This window comes from Algibacter marinivivus, assembly GCF_003143755.1.
GTDB classification, from domain to species: domain Bacteria; phylum Bacteroidota; class Bacteroidia; order Flavobacteriales; family Flavobacteriaceae; genus Algibacter_B; species Algibacter_B marinivivus.
This window is the reverse complement of sequence record NZ_QFRI01000003.1, coordinates 241,248-257,685: the sequence shown is the minus strand read 5'-3', so window position 1 is coordinate 257,685 and position 16,438 is coordinate 241,248. Positions and strand designations below refer to the sequence as shown.

15 protein-coding genes and 1 tRNA gene are annotated in these 16,438 nt (G+C 31.5%); 7 read left to right on the top strand and 9 right to left on the bottom strand.

Going from position 1 to position 16,438, the window contains the following annotated elements; translation table 11 throughout:
- Positions 1-24 precede the first annotated feature (24 nt).
- Entirely contained in the window at positions 25-2,781 is a 2,757-nt protein-coding gene (locus DIS18_RS12775; protein ID WP_109353469.1) for a TonB-dependent receptor, read from the top strand.
- Positions 2,782-2,946: 165 nt separating this feature from the next.
- Positions 2,947-3,028 (top strand) — tRNA-Tyr (locus DIS18_RS12770).
- A gap of 121 nt (positions 3,029-3,149) precedes the next feature.
- Here the strand turns inward: DIS18_RS12770 and DIS18_RS12765 are convergent.
- From DIS18_RS12765 to DIS18_RS12745, 5 genes are all read right to left on the bottom strand, one after another.
- Positions 3,150-3,704, bottom strand: a complete 555-nt coding sequence (locus DIS18_RS12765) for a P-loop NTPase family protein (protein WP_146191829.1) — start codon at positions 3,702-3,704, stop codon at positions 3,150-3,152.
- 43 nt (positions 3,705-3,747) lie between these two features.
- Entirely contained in the window at positions 3,748-4,185 is a 438-nt protein-coding gene (locus DIS18_RS12760; protein WP_109353525.1) for a GNAT family N-acetyltransferase, read from the bottom strand.
- Positions 4,186-4,247: 62 nt separating this feature from the next.
- A complete protein-coding gene (locus DIS18_RS12755) occupies positions 4,248-4,871 on the bottom strand; it encodes a tRNA (guanine-N1)-methyltransferase (RefSeq protein WP_109353467.1) in 624 nt (207 codons plus the stop codon).
- Positions 4,872-5,011: 140 nt separating this feature from the next.
- Positions 5,012-6,460 carry a glyceraldehyde-3-phosphate dehydrogenase gene (locus tag DIS18_RS12750; protein WP_109353466.1) on the bottom strand — a complete coding sequence of 483 codons (1,449 nt, stop codon included), beginning with the start codon at positions 6,458-6,460 and terminating at the stop codon, positions 5,012-5,014.
- Between the two features lie 142 nt (positions 6,461-6,602).
- Positions 6,603-8,003, bottom strand: a complete 1,401-nt coding sequence (locus DIS18_RS12745) for a trypsin-like peptidase domain-containing protein (protein WP_109353465.1) — start codon at positions 8,001-8,003, stop codon at positions 6,603-6,605.
- A gap of 307 nt (positions 8,004-8,310) precedes the next feature.
- Between DIS18_RS12745 and dapF the strand changes: the two genes are divergently transcribed.
- From dapF to DIS18_RS12720, 5 genes are all read left to right on the top strand, one after another.
- Entirely contained in the window at positions 8,311-9,084 is a 774-nt protein-coding gene (gene dapF / locus DIS18_RS12740) for a diaminopimelate epimerase (RefSeq protein ID WP_109353464.1), read from the top strand.
- Positions 9,081-9,605: a GNAT family N-acetyltransferase gene (locus tag DIS18_RS12735; protein WP_109353463.1), complete on the top strand. Its 525-nt coding sequence runs from the start codon at positions 9,081-9,083 to the stop codon at positions 9,603-9,605. Before dapF ends, DIS18_RS12735 begins: the two co-directional genes overlap by 4 nt.
- Positions 9,606-10,652: an endolytic transglycosylase MltG gene (gene mltG, locus DIS18_RS12730; RefSeq protein WP_109353462.1), complete on the top strand. Its 1,047-nt coding sequence runs from the start codon at positions 9,606-9,608 to the stop codon at positions 10,650-10,652.
- Positions 10,652-11,563 carry a DUF2279 domain-containing protein gene (locus DIS18_RS12725; RefSeq protein WP_109353461.1) on the top strand — a complete coding sequence of 304 codons (912 nt, stop codon included), beginning with the start codon at positions 10,652-10,654 and terminating at the stop codon, positions 11,561-11,563. The genes mltG and DIS18_RS12725 overlap by 1 nt, the downstream gene beginning before the upstream one ends.
- Before the next feature lie 111 nt (positions 11,564-11,674).
- On the top strand, positions 11,675-12,325 hold the full coding sequence (locus DIS18_RS12720; RefSeq protein WP_109353460.1) for a lysozyme family protein: 651 nt from the start codon (positions 11,675-11,677) through the stop codon (positions 12,323-12,325).
- Between the two features lie 10 nt (positions 12,326-12,335).
- Here DIS18_RS12720 and DIS18_RS12715 read toward each other — a convergent pair whose 3' ends face one another.
- From DIS18_RS12715 to dnaA, 4 genes are read right to left on the bottom strand one after another with little or no spacing between them, the layout of a single operon-like run.
- Positions 12,336-13,052 carry an SAM-dependent methyltransferase gene (locus tag DIS18_RS12715; RefSeq protein WP_109353459.1) on the bottom strand — a complete coding sequence of 239 codons (717 nt, stop codon included), beginning with the start codon at positions 13,050-13,052 and terminating at the stop codon, positions 12,336-12,338.
- A complete protein-coding gene (locus DIS18_RS12710) occupies positions 13,053-14,468 on the bottom strand; it encodes a PQQ-dependent sugar dehydrogenase (protein WP_109353458.1) in 1,416 nt (471 codons plus the stop codon).
- 59 nt (positions 14,469-14,527) lie between these two features.
- Positions 14,528-14,977 (bottom strand): low molecular weight protein-tyrosine-phosphatase, encoded by a 450-nt coding sequence (locus DIS18_RS12705; RefSeq protein WP_109353457.1) that lies wholly within the window; start codon positions 14,975-14,977, stop codon positions 14,528-14,530.
- Between the two features lie 12 nt (positions 14,978-14,989).
- Entirely contained in the window at positions 14,990-16,417 is a 1,428-nt protein-coding gene (gene dnaA / locus DIS18_RS12700) for a chromosomal replication initiator protein DnaA (protein WP_109353456.1), read from the bottom strand.
- Between the last annotated feature and the right edge of the window lie 21 nt (positions 16,418-16,438).

Below are 16,438 nucleotides of genomic sequence, written 5' to 3'. Positions count from 1 at the left end.
TCATTAAAACATACCAATCAAAAAATGATAAAGAAACTAATTTTTATTACCCTACTTTTTATAGGTAATATTACTATTGCTCAGGTTAAACTTCAAGGTGTTGTTAAAGATAGCATTGGTGGAGCACTTGAATTAGCAAATGTAATTGCTATCAATCAAGAAACTAAAACCTTACAATCTTATGGTATTACAGATCAAGATGGACGTTACAGATTAAGTCTATCTAAAAATACAGCTTATAGTATTCAGGTAAGTTACATAGGTATGAAAACATATACTGAATCTGTGTCTACTAATGAAACCGATTTAACTAAAGATATTGTTTTACAGGCAGATAACGCGCTGGATGCCGTAGAGTTAACCTATGAAATGCCAGTAACAGTAAAAGGAGATACTCTTATTTATAATGCAGATTCTTTTAAAAATGGCTCTGAACGAAAGTTAGAAGATGTTTTAGAGAAACTCCCAGGTGTTGAGATTAATGACGATGGACAAGTAGAAGTAGAAGGTAAGGTGGTAAACAAATTGATGGTTAATGGTAAAGATTTTTTTGATGGCGACACCAAATTAGGTATCAAAAACATTCCATCTAATGCTGTTGATAAAGTACAGGTATTACGAAATTATTCAGAAGTTGGGCAATTAAGTAGTGTTACAAACAATCAAGATAATGTTGCTTTAAATATAAAACTAAAAAAAGGTAAAGAAAACTTTTGGTTTGGCAATGTTACAGCTGGTGCTGGTAGTTCTCCTGATAATGAATTATATTTAATACAACCAAAACTGTTTTATTACAGCCCGAAATTTAGTTTAAACTTTATTGGCGATTTAAATAATACAGGAGATTTAGCTCTTACACGAAGAGATTTAAGAGGTTTTGGTGGTGGTTTTAGATCACCAAGTAGAAGTAGTGGAACAACTATTAACTTAGGTGATAATGGACTTAATTTTTTAACAACCCAAAATAATGCGTTAGAGATTGAAAATAAATTAGCAGCATCAAACTTCAGTTACTCTCCAAATAGTGCTTTGGACATTAGTGGGTTTGCTATTTATAATAGTAGTAGAATTTTATCAAGAGAGGAAAGTTTTGTGCAATACACAGATTCAGATTTAGGTATTCCAGATGAAGAAACTATTCAAAAAAGTAAAGAGCGCTCTAATCAAGGTCTTTTAAAACTCAGTGCGTCTTACAAGCCAAATATTAACAATCAATTAGATTATGATGTATTAGGTCGCTTTTCAAAAGATGTTCAAACACAAAGTTTATTTTCTTCTGTTATTGGGACCACAGATCAAATTGATGAAGTAACACCTTTTAGTGTGAATCAGAATATTAATTATTATTACACGCTAAACGAGACCAATATTTTTGCTTTTGAAGCCCAACATTTAATAAAAAACGAAGATCCGTTTTATAATGCATTATTGGTTAACGATCCTGATAACAATGATGAAATAGATCCAAATAATAGAGATGCTTTTGATACAACTGCTGAAGCTATTGGTTTTGTAACTTCATTAGATAATTATGATTTAGGTCAAAACCGACGTATAAAATCCAATCAAGTAGATGCTAAGTTGGATTATTATAACATCCTTAACGCTAAAAGTAACATCAACTTTACTTTAGGAACTATTTTGAGTCGTCAAGAATTTAATTCTAATATTTTTCAATTTTTAGATGATAACTCAGAATTCGAACCAACTCCAAGTATTACAAATGATGATGGCGATTTATTAAGTGCAATGAATGATACCGAATATAATTTTAGCGATATTTATTTAGGAGCACATTACACACTTAAAGCTGGAAAATTTACATTCACGCCTGGGTTTTCAATACATGCCTACGGAAATAAAAACAGTCAATTTGGAGAAACATTTGAAGATAATTTCTTTAGGTTTTTACCAGATTTTGAAACCCGTATTCAGTTTAAAAAGAGTGAAAGTTTAACGTTACGATACAGAATGCAAAATCAATTTACTGATGTTACACGTTTAGCTCAAGGTTTGGTGTTTAATAACTTTAACAGTATTCAGTTCGGAGAACCAGATTTACAAAACGCATTATCACACAATGTGAGTTTGTTTTATAGTAGTTTTAATTTATTCAACTACACAAATGTTTTTGCACGTTTATCTTATAACAAGAATATTGATCAAATTAGAGGTCTAACCAATTTTGAAAACGTAATTAGAACTAGCTCTTTCTTCAACTCAAATTTTGCTGATGAAAGTGTATCTGCAAACGGCCGTGTACAACGTACTTTTGGGAAATTAAGAGCAAGCTTGTCTACAAATTTCAACTACAGTAAAATCAATCAATTTATTCAAGGAAGACAATCTCTAAATGAACGTTTCACGCAGAGTTATACACCAGAATTGCGGACTAATTTTAGAGAAGCGCCAAATGTAAGATTTAGATACCGTTACAGTGTTTCGAATAATGATCAAGGATCAAGTTCTACAAAATTTATTACCAATGCACCATCAATAAATTTTGATGCATACATATGGAATTCATTAACCTTCAGAACAGATTATACATATAGCAATCAAGATGATGGTGTTAATCCTTCTCAGTCTTTTGAAACTTGGGACGCTTCATTATCTTACAGAAAGAACGAAGATTCTAAATGGGAATATGAAATTAAAGCTACTAACTTATTAGATATAGATTCTAGAATACGAAATAGTGCTAGTAATTTATCTGTTCGTAATTCTGAAACGTTTATTCAACCTCGATTTATTTCATTTAGAGTACGTTATGAATTATAAAGAGTTCCATGTCACCTTGAGCACAGTCTAAAGGTTTTTTGTACTAGATTTTTTAGGTTTCAACTTCGCTCTACCTGACATCAGATCATATATTTTTTAATTGGATAAATTTTAAAATTTCCTTTTGCAGAATTAAGAAACAATAATATATTTGCTGTCAGTTTTGGGGAGATACTCAAGCGGCCAACGAGGGCAGACTGTAAATCTGCTGACTACGTCTTCGCAGGTTCGAATCCTGCTCTCCCCACGGATAAATAGAAAAAGCAAGCAAAATATAAAGCTTGCTTTTTTATTTTGTGGATTTTTCTATTTTCATGAACGGTTAACTAGGATATTTAATCCTACTAATAAATTAGTAGAAATCACATTTATTCTGAAAAATACTCTAAACTATCTTCAATAGTATTTAAGAAATTTTCTGAGCAATCAAAATACTTTAGATTATTTTCTTTACAGGATTTTTTTAACATTATACTGTGAGTTATCATGTTTTTCACATGGTCAGTTATATAAGTGTCTGTTTTATCAATTAACCAGTCATTTTTCTGTAAACTGAACTTTTTTATGTCTTTAACTTTTTCTTCAATATTAGCAGAGGTATAGCCAACAAAGCAAATTTTAATTTTATCTGGATGTTTGTTCAATAATTCAATGATCAATTCTGGAAGTATGGCTTCTCCTTCAATAATATAGTTGATTTCACTCCACAGCATATTTTCTAATATGGCTTTTAAAAAAGGCCACATTCTTTTAGCAATCTCATCTGGGAATAGCATATCATGTATTCCATATTCAGGAATACCATTTGTAAATCCCATTACTAACCAGTCAAGAGACAAATACGATATGTTTTTTTGTTCTGATAATTTTTTAGCGAGCAGAGTCTTTCCAGATCTTGAAGCTCCACTTATTAGATAAAGCATAATATTTTCAATTTATACTACAGTTGTTTTTTATAGATACTTTTCAATCTACTTTCCAAAAAAAAGATAAATCTTCATCTAAAACAAACCCTTCACGTTGGTACAAATGCTGTGCAGGGTTATTACTTTCAGTTTGAATAATAAGTCCTTTATAATTTTTTTCTCTGCAAAGTGCTTTTGCTTTATTAATTAAAGCAGTACCGATACTTTTATTCCGATAATTTGAATCTATATATAAATCATTTAACAGATACATAGGTTGCATACTTACTGAAGAAAATAAAAAGTAAAGTTGTGCAAAGCCTACTGGAACATCATCAATATATGCTATAAAAATTACTGAATCTTTTTTAGTAAGACGCTCTTTTAAAAAGCTTTGAACTCTTTTTATATCTGTTGGTTGTCTATAAAATTGACGGTAACAATCAAAAAGAGGAACTAAATGATCTAATTGTTTAACACTTGCTTTAGTTATAACCATATCAAAAAAAATCTGCAACGTGAAGTTACAGATTTTTAATATATGATTAAGCAAAAAGGGTTTTATACTTTTTTCTGTTTATTGATTTCGTCTTGTAATTGACGTCTTACCTTTTGTTCACGTTCTAAAGCTGTTCTTCTGTGTTCATCAAATTCTTCTTCAATTTCAGCTAAATTGTGTTTGGCTTCTCGGGTAATAGCATTACTATTTTTAAACTTGTAGATAAACAAAACTAGAAGTGCTAATAAACCTCCAATTATAGACCACATAAGCACATTGTAATTGGTTTTACTCATTTGCATACCAAACAGTGCCATGTTGTTTTTTTCTTCGTTTGTTTTGCTTAAATCAGTCTGTGTATTTGACAAATTAGCTTTTAAATCAACAATTTCCTTAGCTTGTGTTTTTACAACTGCTTGCGTTTCTGCTAAATTTTTATGTACTGTTTTTAAAGAATCTAGTGTGTGGGCTCTTAAAGCTAAGAACATACTACGTTTTACAGCCTCATATGCTTGCCCGTTTGTCCCTTTAAAATTACCAGATTTTTTTAAAATATATTCAAATTGATTGTCAATAGTACCTTTGTATAAAGACAATTGGTCGTCATCTTGTTTGGCTTGAGAAAATGAGGTTAAGCCGATTAAGCAAGTAAATACTATTAAAAGTAGAGATTTGATAGGATTCATTTTTAGATGGATTTATTGGTTGTATTTGGTTTGCGAATTTATAAAATATTGTTAATTAATTGATTATAAATCATTAAAAAGCCTCATAAAAATGAGGCTAGTTTATATACGTTAAAAATAAAACTTTAGATTTTCAAATTCTAATAGTAAGTATAACGTCTTACTTTGGCTATATATTTTGCTAATCGAATCACTTGATGACTGTATCCATATTCGTTGTCATACCAGATATAAAGCAAGATATTTTTTCCGTCTTTACGCACTATAGTGGCTTTACTATCATAAATTGATGGAGCTGAACTTCCAACAATATCACTAGAAACTAATTCATCACTTAACTCATATTTTATTTGTTCAACTAAATCACCTTCTAGGGCATATTTTTTTAAAATAGTATTTACACCATTTAAAGAGGTTTTATTTTCTAATTCTAAATTAAGAATAGCCAAAGAACCGTTAGGTACAGGAACTCTAATAGCGTTAGAGGTTAATTTACCTTCCAAACTTGGTAAAGCTTTAGAAACGGCACTTCCTGCCCCAGTTTCAGTAATTACCATGTTTAAACCAGCAGCTCTACCACGACGGTATTTACTATGAAAATTATCAACTAAATTTTGATCGTTAGTATAGGCATGAATGGTTTCTAAATGACCGCTTTTAACACCAAAAGAATCTTCTACAGCTTTTAAAACTGGTGTGATAGCGTTAGTAGTACAAGATGCAGCAGAAAAAATATCAACTTTATTAGGATCATTTTCCTTATGGTTTACTCCATAAACAATATTTGGAACCCCTTTTCCTGGTGCAGTTAATAGAACCTTATCAACACCTTTGGATTTTAGATGCTTACTTAGAGCTTCTTTGTCTCTGAAAGCACCTGTATTATCTATAACTAAAGCATTGTTAATGTTGAATTTAGTATAGTCAATATCTTCAGGTGTTTTTGCTGATATAATTTTAACTGTTGTGCCATTAATAATTAGGGCATTATTCTTTTCGTCAATTAAAACTGTTCCAGGAAAATCGCCATGTACAGAGTCATTGCGTAAAAGTGAAGCTCTTTTTTCTAGTATTTGGGCATCAATAGCACCACGAGTTACTATAGCTCTTAAACGAAGTTGGCTCCCTTTACCGGTTCTTACCATTAATTCTCTGGCTACCAATCTACCAATCCTTCCAAAACCATAAAGTACTACATCTTTAGGTTCTATATCACCATTTTTGCTTGCATCTTTAAGTTTTGAAGCTACAAATGCTTTAGCATTATTATGCTTATTGTCTTCTAAATGATATTCATAAGTGAGTTTCCCAATGTCTAATTTTGCAGGAGGAATATTTAAGCTTTTAATTGCTTGTGCTATTTCTACAGAATCAAAAATTGAAATTGGTTTTTGTACAAATTTACCTGCGTATTCGTGCAAACTTAAAATCTGACTTACATTTCTATCAATTAATTGATTTCTGAATAAAACCAATTCAATTGATTTATCATACCATAAATCGCTTACGGTTTTAATAAATTCTACCGTAGCTTTTCTACGGTCTGCCTGAAAGGCCAATTCTTTTTCATAAGTTTTGTTAGAACCCATTGCTTAAATGTTTAGTTTATGTTGAAAAATTTTTGCGAAAGTACTATATTTCAAACGTTTTCGTAAGCTATTTTAACAAAAAAATAACCCTTCAAAAATTTATCTATTTGAAGGGTTAATTAATTCGTTAAACGAACCGTTTTTATCTAAAATTATAGCGTTCTTTTTCTCCACTAGAATTAATAAGTTCTATTCTTAGAGCATCAGAATTAGAATTTTTTATAGCATTTTGTACATCATCAACTGATTTTACTTTTATATCATTTACAGAAGTAATAATGCAACCTTCTTCTATACCGTTTCTTTTCCAGTAATCAGCATATTGAGAATTTAAATCGGTTATTTTAACACCATAAGCGGCTTTAAACTTTTTTAAATCAGATGATTTTGCGTTTTTTATTTGCCCTACTAAAGGCATTGTAAAAGTTTCATTTTTTGCTAAAGTTACAGGAATAGTTTTTGTTTCTCCGTCTCTTAATACTTGAAGGCTTACCACATCGTTAGGGCGTTTCGTACTTAAATGCCCCGTTAAATCAGAGAACTTAGAAATTTTTATATTATCAATTTCTTTTATAATATCACCTTTTTGTACACCAGCTTTTTCAGCACCAGAGTCTTCAACAACACTATCAATATAAACACCTTCAGTATCATTGACACCAAATTTTTCAGCCAAAATACTGTTTAAAGCGCCACCTTGAATACCTAAAATCCCATTTTGTACATTACCATATTCCATAATGTCTTCAATCACTTTTCTAGCAATATTACTAGGTACAGCAAAAGAGTAGCCAACATAAGAGCCCGTTTGAGATGATATTGCGGTGTTTATACCTACCAATTGTCCATCAGTATTAACAAGTGCACCACCAGAGTTTCCAGGGTTTACCGCGGCATCAGTCTGGATAAAAGATTGCCTGCTAGTACCCGATAAATCTCTAGCCTTAGCACTAATAATGCCAGCAGTAACAGTAGATGTTAAATTAAACGGATTTCCTACAGCCAATACCCATTCGCCAATTTTTGCATTATCAGAGTCAGCAAAAGTAACAAATGGTAAATCTTCATCTGCATCAATCTTTAAAAGTGCAATATCAGTTTTGGCATCAGCACCAATTAATTCAGCAGTATAGGTTTTATTATTATTTAGTGTAACAGATAGTTCATGTGCATTTTTAATCACATGGTTATTTGTAATTATATAACCATCTGCATTAATAATAACACCAGATCCTGTACCCATTTGCGCACGTTGCGAGCTTCTACCAGAAAATAAATCTTGTAAAGTATATTGTCCAGAACTTAGTGTTACATTTTTTACGTGTACAACCGCATTTACAGTGTTTTCAGCAGCTACTGTAAAATCTGGAGCTTCCTCATTAGCTAATAATGTATTAAAGTTATTTGTTGGTAGAAATGCTGGGTTGGAGTTTTCTGCAGCAATCAAAACTGTTTTTTCTTCTTCTAAAAAAAGTTTGTAGGCTCCTAAAGTAAAAATACCACCTAAAGCCGAAACCAATACTAATGTCAAAATCTTCTTCATAATTTGAGTTTAAGTTTTATTTATTAACGATTAAAATTAAATAAATATTGAATTCTTAATTCAACTTTAACGACGATTTAACAATCCACTTACGTTTAATTATTTGGGCGTTACCACAAGGGTCGGGCTTTACGTTACAAGTCCTCGCTCTCCCGATAGCTATCGGGATCGCTGTGGGCTTTCCACTGCAATCCCTAACGCACTTCCTTGTAAACATCTGCCAAAAAAATAAGCTTTTTTTCAACCCGCCAAAATTATCGCTAAGCATCAAAAAATTTAAATCACTTCTTTATCTTTGCAGCATATTATGCAACACACCTTTTACAAATACCAAGGCACAGGAAATGATTTTGTGATGATTGATAATCGTCAACAAACATTCGACAAAAATAATACCAAACAAGTAGCGTTTTTATGCGACAGACGTTTTGGCATAGGCGCTGACGGACTCATTCTTTTAGAAAACCATCTAGAACACGATTTTAAAATGGTTTACTACAATGCAGATGGTAATGAAAGTTCTATGTGTGGTAACGGTGGGCGTTGTTTAGTTGCCTTTGCTAAGCAATTAGGCGTTATTTCAGATAAAGCAGTTTTTGAAGCTATTGATGGTTTGCATCATGCCACTATTGAAGGTGATATTGTGAAACTTCAAATGGTAGATGTTAATACGGTTGAAAAACATGAAAACCATGTCTTTTTAGATACTGGGTCGCCACATCACGTGCAATTTGAAGAAAATATTGAAGATTTTAATATAAAATCAAAAGGCGCAGAAATTAGATATGGAGCACCATATAATGAAGCTGGGAGCAATGTTAATTTCGTAAAAAAGCAATCTGATAACGAATTTAGGGTAAGAACCTATGAACGTGGAGTAGAAGGGGAAACCTTATCTTGTGGTACAGGTGTTACAGCAGTGGCATTAGCAATGCATTACATAGGAGAAACCGAAAAAAACCACGTAACTTTAAATGTTGAAGGCGGAAAGCTAGAAGTATGTTTCGATGTTGAAAATAATACTTATAATAATGTATGGCTTATTGGTCCTGCAAAATTTGTTTTTAAAGGAACAATATGATAACTCTAAAAGGCGATAATATATACTTAAGAGCCTTAGAGCCAGAAGATTTAGACTTCATACATACCATTGAAAACGATGAATCTATCTGGGAAATCAGTAATACACAAACACCATATTCTAAATTTCTTATCAAACAGTATTTAGAGCATGCCCACAAAGATATTTTTGAAGTCAAGCAATTACGTTTGGTCATTTCAAGTTATGATGATGTTGCCATAGGTATGATAGATTTATTCGATTTCGATTTTAAAAATAAAAGAGCAGGTGTTGGCATTTTAGTTAAAGAACCTAACGACAGATTAAAGGGTTACGGTCGCGAAGCCCTTAAACTTTTAATAAATTATAGTTTTACGCATTTAGATTTGCACCTGTTATATTGTAATATTTCTGAAGAAAATGATGCTAGTATTAAATTGTTTTCAAAAGAAGGTTTTAAACAAATCGGCCTAAAAAAAGATTGGAACCACGTTAATGGTGCTTATAAAAACGAATATTTATTTCAACTCATTAATAAATAGATGAATTACATAAAAAAAATACTTTTAGTTATAGTCATTATAGGTCTTGTTGTAGCTGCTTTTTTTGCAAATTTTGTATACAAAGCCATGTTAAAACCCAATACGGCTTTTAATAATGAAGCGGCTTATATTTTTGTACCTACAAATGCTAAGTATACTGAAGTTAGAGAGCAATTAGAACCTTTATTAGAGGATATTGAGTCTTTTGATGATTTAGCTGAACAAAAAAAATACACCACGAATATAAAAGCTGGTCGTTTCGAAATTAAAAAAGGAATGACTAATAATGATATTATCAATTCTATAAGAAGTAAAAACTTGCCAATAAAAGTGTCTTTCAATAATCAAAGTACTTTAGAAAAATTAGCGGGACGTATTTCAAAAGAAATAGAAGCAGATAGTATATCGCTTTTAAATGCCATGACCGATAAAGCTTTTTTAGAAGAAAATAAATTTAATGAAGCCACGGCTTTGGGAATGTATTTACCAAACAGTTATGAATTCTTTTGGAATTCATCTGCAGAAACTTTTAGAAATAGAATGCTTAAAGAATATAAGCGTTTTTGGACAGATGCACGAATTAAAAAAGCTCACGATATTGGATTGTCTCAAAATCAGGTGATTGCATTAGCATCTATTGTTTATGAAGAGTCTAAACAAGCTTCAGAACAACCAAGAATTGCAGGCGTTTACATAAATCGTTTACGTGTTGGAATACCACTTCAAGCAGATCCTACTTTAAAATTTGCAGCATATAAATTGCCAAAATATAAAAACACCGTAATTAAGCGTGTTTTAAACGTTCATAAAGAGATTGAATCACCTTATAATACATACAAAAATAGAGGATTACCTCCGGGGTTAATTGCAATGCCAGATATTTCAGCGATTAAAGCCGTTTTGAATTACGAGAAGCATAAATACTTGTATTTTGCTGCTGATGCAAAGCGTTTTGGCTTTCATAAATTTGCAAAAACTTTGGCACAACATAATGTAAATGCTAGAGAATATCAACGGTATTTATCATCTCAAGGGATAAATAAATAGTGCGTTTATATGTAATAAGACATATTATCATTTTTGTTTTATTACCAGTCGTTTCTTTTTCGCAATCTAAACTAGATTTATTTTTGACACCTAGTGATACACTTAACAAACCAAGAAGAAATGCTGTAGTTATTACAGAAGCTTCTATAGGAGCCATAACACTTGTTGGTTTAAATCAATTGTGGTATGCGGATTTTGAACGTTCAAAATTTCATACTATTAATGATAATAATGAGTGGTTGCAAATGGATAAGTTAGGACACGTATTTACATCTTATCAATTAGGTAAGCATGGAGCGCAACTTTTAAATTGGAGTGGTGTCAGCAAGCGTGATCAATTGCTATATGGAGCTACATTAGGTTTTACTTTTTTAACAGCTGTAGAAGTACTTGATGGGTATTCAGAAGAATGGGGGTTTTCTTGGGGAGACATTTTAGCAAATGGCGCAGGAACAGGTCTTTATATTGGGCAAGAATTATTATGGAAAGAACAGAGAATTGCCTTAAAGTACTCTTTTCACCATACTAAATATGCAAAACAGCGTCCAGATAAACTCGGAGAAACCCATCTTGAACAAATTTTGAAAGACTATAATGGGCAAACCTATTGGCTTAGCGCAAATTTACACTCCTTTTTCAAAGACAGTAAAATTCCTAAATGGTTAAATATAGCTGTAGGCTATGGAGGACAAGGGATGCTTACAGGTGAAAAAGATATTGACAATCAAGTGTTAACAAGTAATTCCAGATATAGACAGTACTATTTGAGTTTTGATTTAAATTTGAATAAAATTAAGACAAACTCGAAGTTATTGAGGTCTATTTTTGATGTTATTGATATGATAAAAATACCATTTCCTACCTTAGAATTTAATAAAAAAGGGAGTGTATTTCATCTATTCTACAACTAATAAAAGCTGATAATCGATTAATTTTGAATTTATTGAAAAAAAGCTTAATTTTGCACGCTCAAATTTCAAGGTGTATTTTGTATTGAAAATACGCTGAAAAAATTTAAAATTATGTTGAGAAATATTGCAAGTTACAGTACCCTGACGCTTACAATATTAACACTATTGTATGTATCGTTTCAATCTAATGAAACGATTGATTTAAGTAAGTACTCTACGGAAGGCTTAGACTTAAATTATACTGTCAGTATTGATGTTAGTCAAACTGAACTAAAGAAAGAGTCTAATGATTCGTTTTCACCTTATTTAGGTAAATCTTTTGTTGGTTTTAAAGAGGCTATTGCTTTTAAGGAATCTGGTGGAGATTACAATTCAGTTAACACTTACGGTTACCTTGGTAAATATCAGTTTGGAACAGAAACTTTAAAGATGATTGGTATTAACAATCCTGCAAAGTTTTTGAAGAATCCTAAATTGCAAGAAAAAGCATTTATTGCTAATGCAGCTCGTAATAAATGGATTTTAAGACGTGATATTAAGAATTTCGTTGGTAAACGTATTAACGGTATTATTGTTACTGAATCTGGGATATTAGCAGCAGCACATTTAGCTGGTCCAGGAAGTGTGAAAAAATATTTAAGAAGTTATGGTTTAGATAATTTCGCTGATGGATACGGAACTACAGTTCATTATTATATGAAGCGTTTCTCTGGATATGATACATCTTTTGTAAAACCGAATAAGAAAGCTAAAGCAATTTAATTATTATCTCTTAGCTTTTATGAATGATAAATATGGTAGGTCTCTTGTGGAGGTCTACCTTATTTTTTTTCCATTGGTTTGCTGTTAGTGTTTTAATAAACTCATTTTCTAAAGTAATATCACATGCTACAGAAACATCTGTATTATTTTCTAAAACATTATATAAATCTTCTAACATTTTATTATTCCTATATGGGGTTTCAATAAATATTTGAGATTGGTTTTGTTCAAACGATAAACGTTCTAAGCGCTTTATTTCATTTTTACGCTCGCTTTTATCAATCGGTAAATAGCCATTAAAAGCAAAACTTTGCCCATTCATACCAGAACTCATTATCGCCATTAAAATAGAAGAGGGACCAACAAGAGGTACAACCTTTATATTCTTTTCATGAGCAATTTTAACAACATCAGCACCTGGATCTGCTACACCAGGGCAACCAGCTTCAGATAATAAGCCAACATCGGTTCCATTTAAACAAGGGTTTAAAAAAGAAGGTATGTCTGCTTCATCAGTAAATTTATTTAAATGAAACATATTTAATGACGGTTGAGATTTTTCAGGGCTAATTCTTTTTATAAAACGTCGCGCTGTTTTATCATTTTCAACAATAAATGTGTTTATTTTATCAATAGTTTGTTTTACAGAAATAGGTAAAACTTCTAATGGGTCATTGTCTCCTAATGTAGTTGGAATAAGGTATAATTTACCTTTTTTGTTGTTCATTTATTCTATTATGATTTTTTTTATTGCTTTGTTATAGTTATTAGTTTCAACTTGTATTAGATATAAACCGCTATTAAAATTTTCAGTTGGTATTCGAATAATTTTCTGATTTGGTTTTTTAATAGTTTTAATCAACTGACCTTGAATATTTGTTATTGAAATCGTTTCTACATTTGCAAAATTATCTGTTAAATCAATATTTACAAAAGATTTTGATGGATTAGGGTATAAGGTAAAGTTGAAAAAGTTATTTTCAGTAATACTTAAATTAGAATCAAAAATTTTATAAACCGTTGAACCTCCAGCTATATATAATTCACCATTTATGTCTTCACCAAAAGTAGTCCAACCTCCAGTTATATTAGGTGTTTGTAGTGTAATTGACCAACCAGCACCAGTATCAGTTAGAAATCCAATTTCACCAGAGCAAAAGTCAGCAAAAAAGTATTTCCCACCAAAAGCACCATAAATATTTCCTCTATAAATGTAACCACCAGTAATAGAACATTTCCCGCCAGAGTGTCCATATTCTGCAACAGGAGCAACGGTATCATTTAAACCTCCTGAAGGGCAGTTTCCTGTTGAATTAAAAGACATACTACCTTCAAAACATCGCCAGCCATAGTTGTCACCAGGTGTTCCAGAACCATTTACTCTATTAATTTCTTCTATTAGTTGCTGACCTACATCAGCAATCCATAAATCGCCATTATTTTTGTCAAAAGAAAATTTCCAAGGATTTCTTAAGCCTACTGCGTAAATTTCTGGTCTTGGATCGTTAGGTCCATTAGCAGATGTTGAAAAAGGGTTTGAAGTTGGTATGGAATAATTGGTTCCACTAACGTCAATTCTTAAAAGTTTACCCAAAAGTGTAGTTGTATTCTGTGCTCTATCTCCAGGATCGCCACCACTTCCACCATCACCTGAAGCGATGTACAAAAAATTATCTTGATCAAAGGCTATTTTACCACCATTATGATTATCAAAGGGTTGCTGGTAGGATAATAATATGGTGCCATTTGTATTTGCAATATCTGGATTTGTACTTACCGTATATCTAGCAATAATTGTATTAGGCTCAGTAGTACTTGAATTATCAGTATAGTTTACGTAGAGACGACCAGTAGAATCGTAATCATTAGCAAATGCTAGTCCTAGTAGTCCACGCTCTCCTCCAGAGCCAACTATACTTGATATATTTAAAAAGGGTGTTGAATTTACAGTACCATCAGAGTTTAAAATTTTGATAATTCCTGATTTTTCGACAATAAAGAGTCTTGTGTCATTTGTAACACCTGTGTTTGTAATCTCTACAGGTTGTGAAAAGCCAGAGGCAAAACTAGTAAGACTTACAGTTTGTGAAATACAAAAAGTGCTAAATAGGTAAAAGGCGAAAATAAAGAATTGGGGTTTCATAGCGTATCTTTTTATGTAAAGTTAATAAATAAGACGCTAATAAGTATTTAGCCTAAAAATCAAATAAGTTGTTTTGCGATGCTCTTACATGCTTCGTCTAACATTTGATAGACATTTTCAAAACCATTATCACCACCATAATATGGGTCTGGAACTTCATAATTTTTATTCGGATGAACTTCGTTTAAAATCATTTTAACTTTTGCGATATCTTTATCATGTCTAGCTAGTTTAAGAACATTCTGAAAATTAGATTTATCCATAACGTAAATGACATCAAAAGTGTCAAAATCCGAAACATCGAATTGACGCCCTCTTAAATTCGAAATATCTAATCCGTATTTTCTGGCAACAGCTACCGAGCGTTTATCTGGTGAACTTCCAGAATGGTAATTAGCAGTTCCGGCAGAATCTATAATAAAGTCGTTTGAAAGTTTTGATTTTAGAATACCTTCAGCTAGAGGAGAACGGCAAATGTTTCCTAAGCAAACCATCAAAATTTTAGTCATGGTGTAAACTATTTAAACAGAAAGTTTTTTGGTAATATCTTCAACATATTTTCTGAATTGTTTATCAGTTGAAGATAAATTGTCTACTGTTTTGCAAGCATGTAATACTGTTGCATGATCTCTTTTTCCTATTTGAGATCCAATACTTGCAAGTGAAGCTTTGGTGAATTTTTTAGCAAAAAACATAGCTAATTGACGTGCTTGAACAATATGACGCTTTCTTGTTTTAGACTGTAAAGTGTCAATATCCATTTGAAAATAATCTGAAACTACTTTTTGGATATAGTCAATAGATACTTCGCGTTTGGTATTTTTAACAAACTTCTCAACTATAATTCTAGCTAAATCAATTGTAATTTCTTTTTTATTGAAAGAAGATTGTGCAATTAAAGAAATGATAGCACCTTCAAGCTCTCTAACATTAGTTTTGATGTTCTTTGCTACATATTCAATAATATCATCTGGCATTTCAACACCATCACGATATAATTTGTTTTTAAGTATTGATACACGAGTTTCAAAATCCGGATTCTGTAATTCAGCAGATAACCCCCATTTAAAACGTGATAAAAGACGTTGTTCAATATCTTGCATATCAACAGGTGCTTTGTCACTAGTTAAAATAACTTGCTTTCCGTTTTGATGTAAGTGATTGAAAATATGGAAAAATACATCTTGTGTTCCTGATTTTCCTGATAGGAACTGAACATCATCAATGATTAGAACATCTATGATTTGATAAAAATGAATAAAATCATTTCTATTATTCTTTTTTACAGCATCTATATATTGTTGCGTAAACTTTTCAGCAGAAATATATAAAACTGTTTTTTCTGGATATTTATCTTTTATATCAACACCAATAGCATGAGCTAAATGTGTTTTTCCTAGGCCAACACCACCAAATATTAATAATGGATTGAAAGAAGTGCCTCCTGGTTTGTTTGCAACTGCTAACCCTGCACTACGTGCTAATCTATTAGAATCTCCTTCTAAAAAATTTTCAAAACTATAATTTGGATTAAGTTGAGATTCGATTTTTACATTTCTAATACCAGGGATTACAAATGGATTACGTAATTCTGGGTTTTTATTGTTCAATGGAACATCAACATCTTGTGATTTAAGAGCTCCTCTATTTGAACTAGGAATTTTTTCTGTAAAAGGTTGTTTGTTGCCATAAGTGTTTTCCATTTTAATAATGTAAACAAGTTTGGCAGTTTCTCCTAATTGTTTGGTAAGAGCAACTTTTAAGATTTTAACATAATGCTCTTCAAGCCATTCGTAAAAAAACTTACTAGGTACTTGAACGCTTAATGCTGTATCAGAAAGTTTAACTGCTTTGATTGGTTCAAACCAAGTTTTGTATGCTTGCGGTTGAATATTATCCTTTATGAATTCAAGACAATTATCCCATACCGATTGCGCAGTTACACTCATTTGTTAGTTTTAATTTTTGGT

Bases quoted from the DNA above. Each gene is read 5' to 3' on its own strand.
- DIS18_RS12710 (WP_109353458.1), bottom strand. From the start codon at position 14,468: ATGAAACCCCAATTCTTTATTTTCGCCTTTTACCTATTTAGCACTTTT.
- DIS18_RS12705 (WP_109353457.1), bottom strand. From the start codon at position 14,977: ATGACTAAAATTTTGATGGTTTGCTTAGGAAACATTTGCCGTTCTCCT.
- DIS18_RS12765 (WP_146191829.1), bottom strand. From the start codon at position 3,704: ATGCTTTATCTAATAAGTGGAGCTTCAAGATCTGGAAAGACTCTGCTC.
- DIS18_RS12775 (WP_109353469.1), top strand. From the start codon at position 25: ATGATAAAGAAACTAATTTTTATTACCCTACTTTTTATAGGTAATATT.
- mltG (WP_109353462.1), top strand. From the start codon at position 9,606: ATGAATTACATAAAAAAAATACTTTTAGTTATAGTCATTATAGGTCTT.
- dnaA (WP_109353456.1), bottom strand. From the start codon at position 16,417: ATGAGTGTAACTGCGCAATCGGTATGGGATAATTGTCTTGAATTCATA.
- dapF (WP_109353464.1), top strand. From the start codon at position 8,311: ATGCAACACACCTTTTACAAATACCAAGGCACAGGAAATGATTTTGTG.
- DIS18_RS12745 (WP_109353465.1), bottom strand. From the start codon at position 8,003: ATGAAGAAGATTTTGACATTAGTATTGGTTTCGGCTTTAGGTGGTATT.
- DIS18_RS12755 (WP_109353467.1), bottom strand. From the start codon at position 4,871: ATGAATCCTATCAAATCTCTACTTTTAATAGTATTTACTTGCTTAATC.
- DIS18_RS12720 (WP_109353460.1), top strand. From the start codon at position 11,675: ATGTTGAGAAATATTGCAAGTTACAGTACCCTGACGCTTACAATATTA.
- DIS18_RS12750 (WP_109353466.1), bottom strand. From the start codon at position 6,460: ATGGGTTCTAACAAAACTTATGAAAAAGAATTGGCCTTTCAGGCAGAC.
- DIS18_RS12715 (WP_109353459.1), bottom strand. From the start codon at position 13,052: ATGAACAACAAAAAAGGTAAATTATACCTTATTCCAACTACATTAGGA.
- DIS18_RS12735 (WP_109353463.1), top strand. From the start codon at position 9,081: ATGATAACTCTAAAAGGCGATAATATATACTTAAGAGCCTTAGAGCCA.
- DIS18_RS12760 (WP_109353525.1), bottom strand. From the start codon at position 4,185: ATGGTTATAACTAAAGCAAGTGTTAAACAATTAGATCATTTAGTTCCT.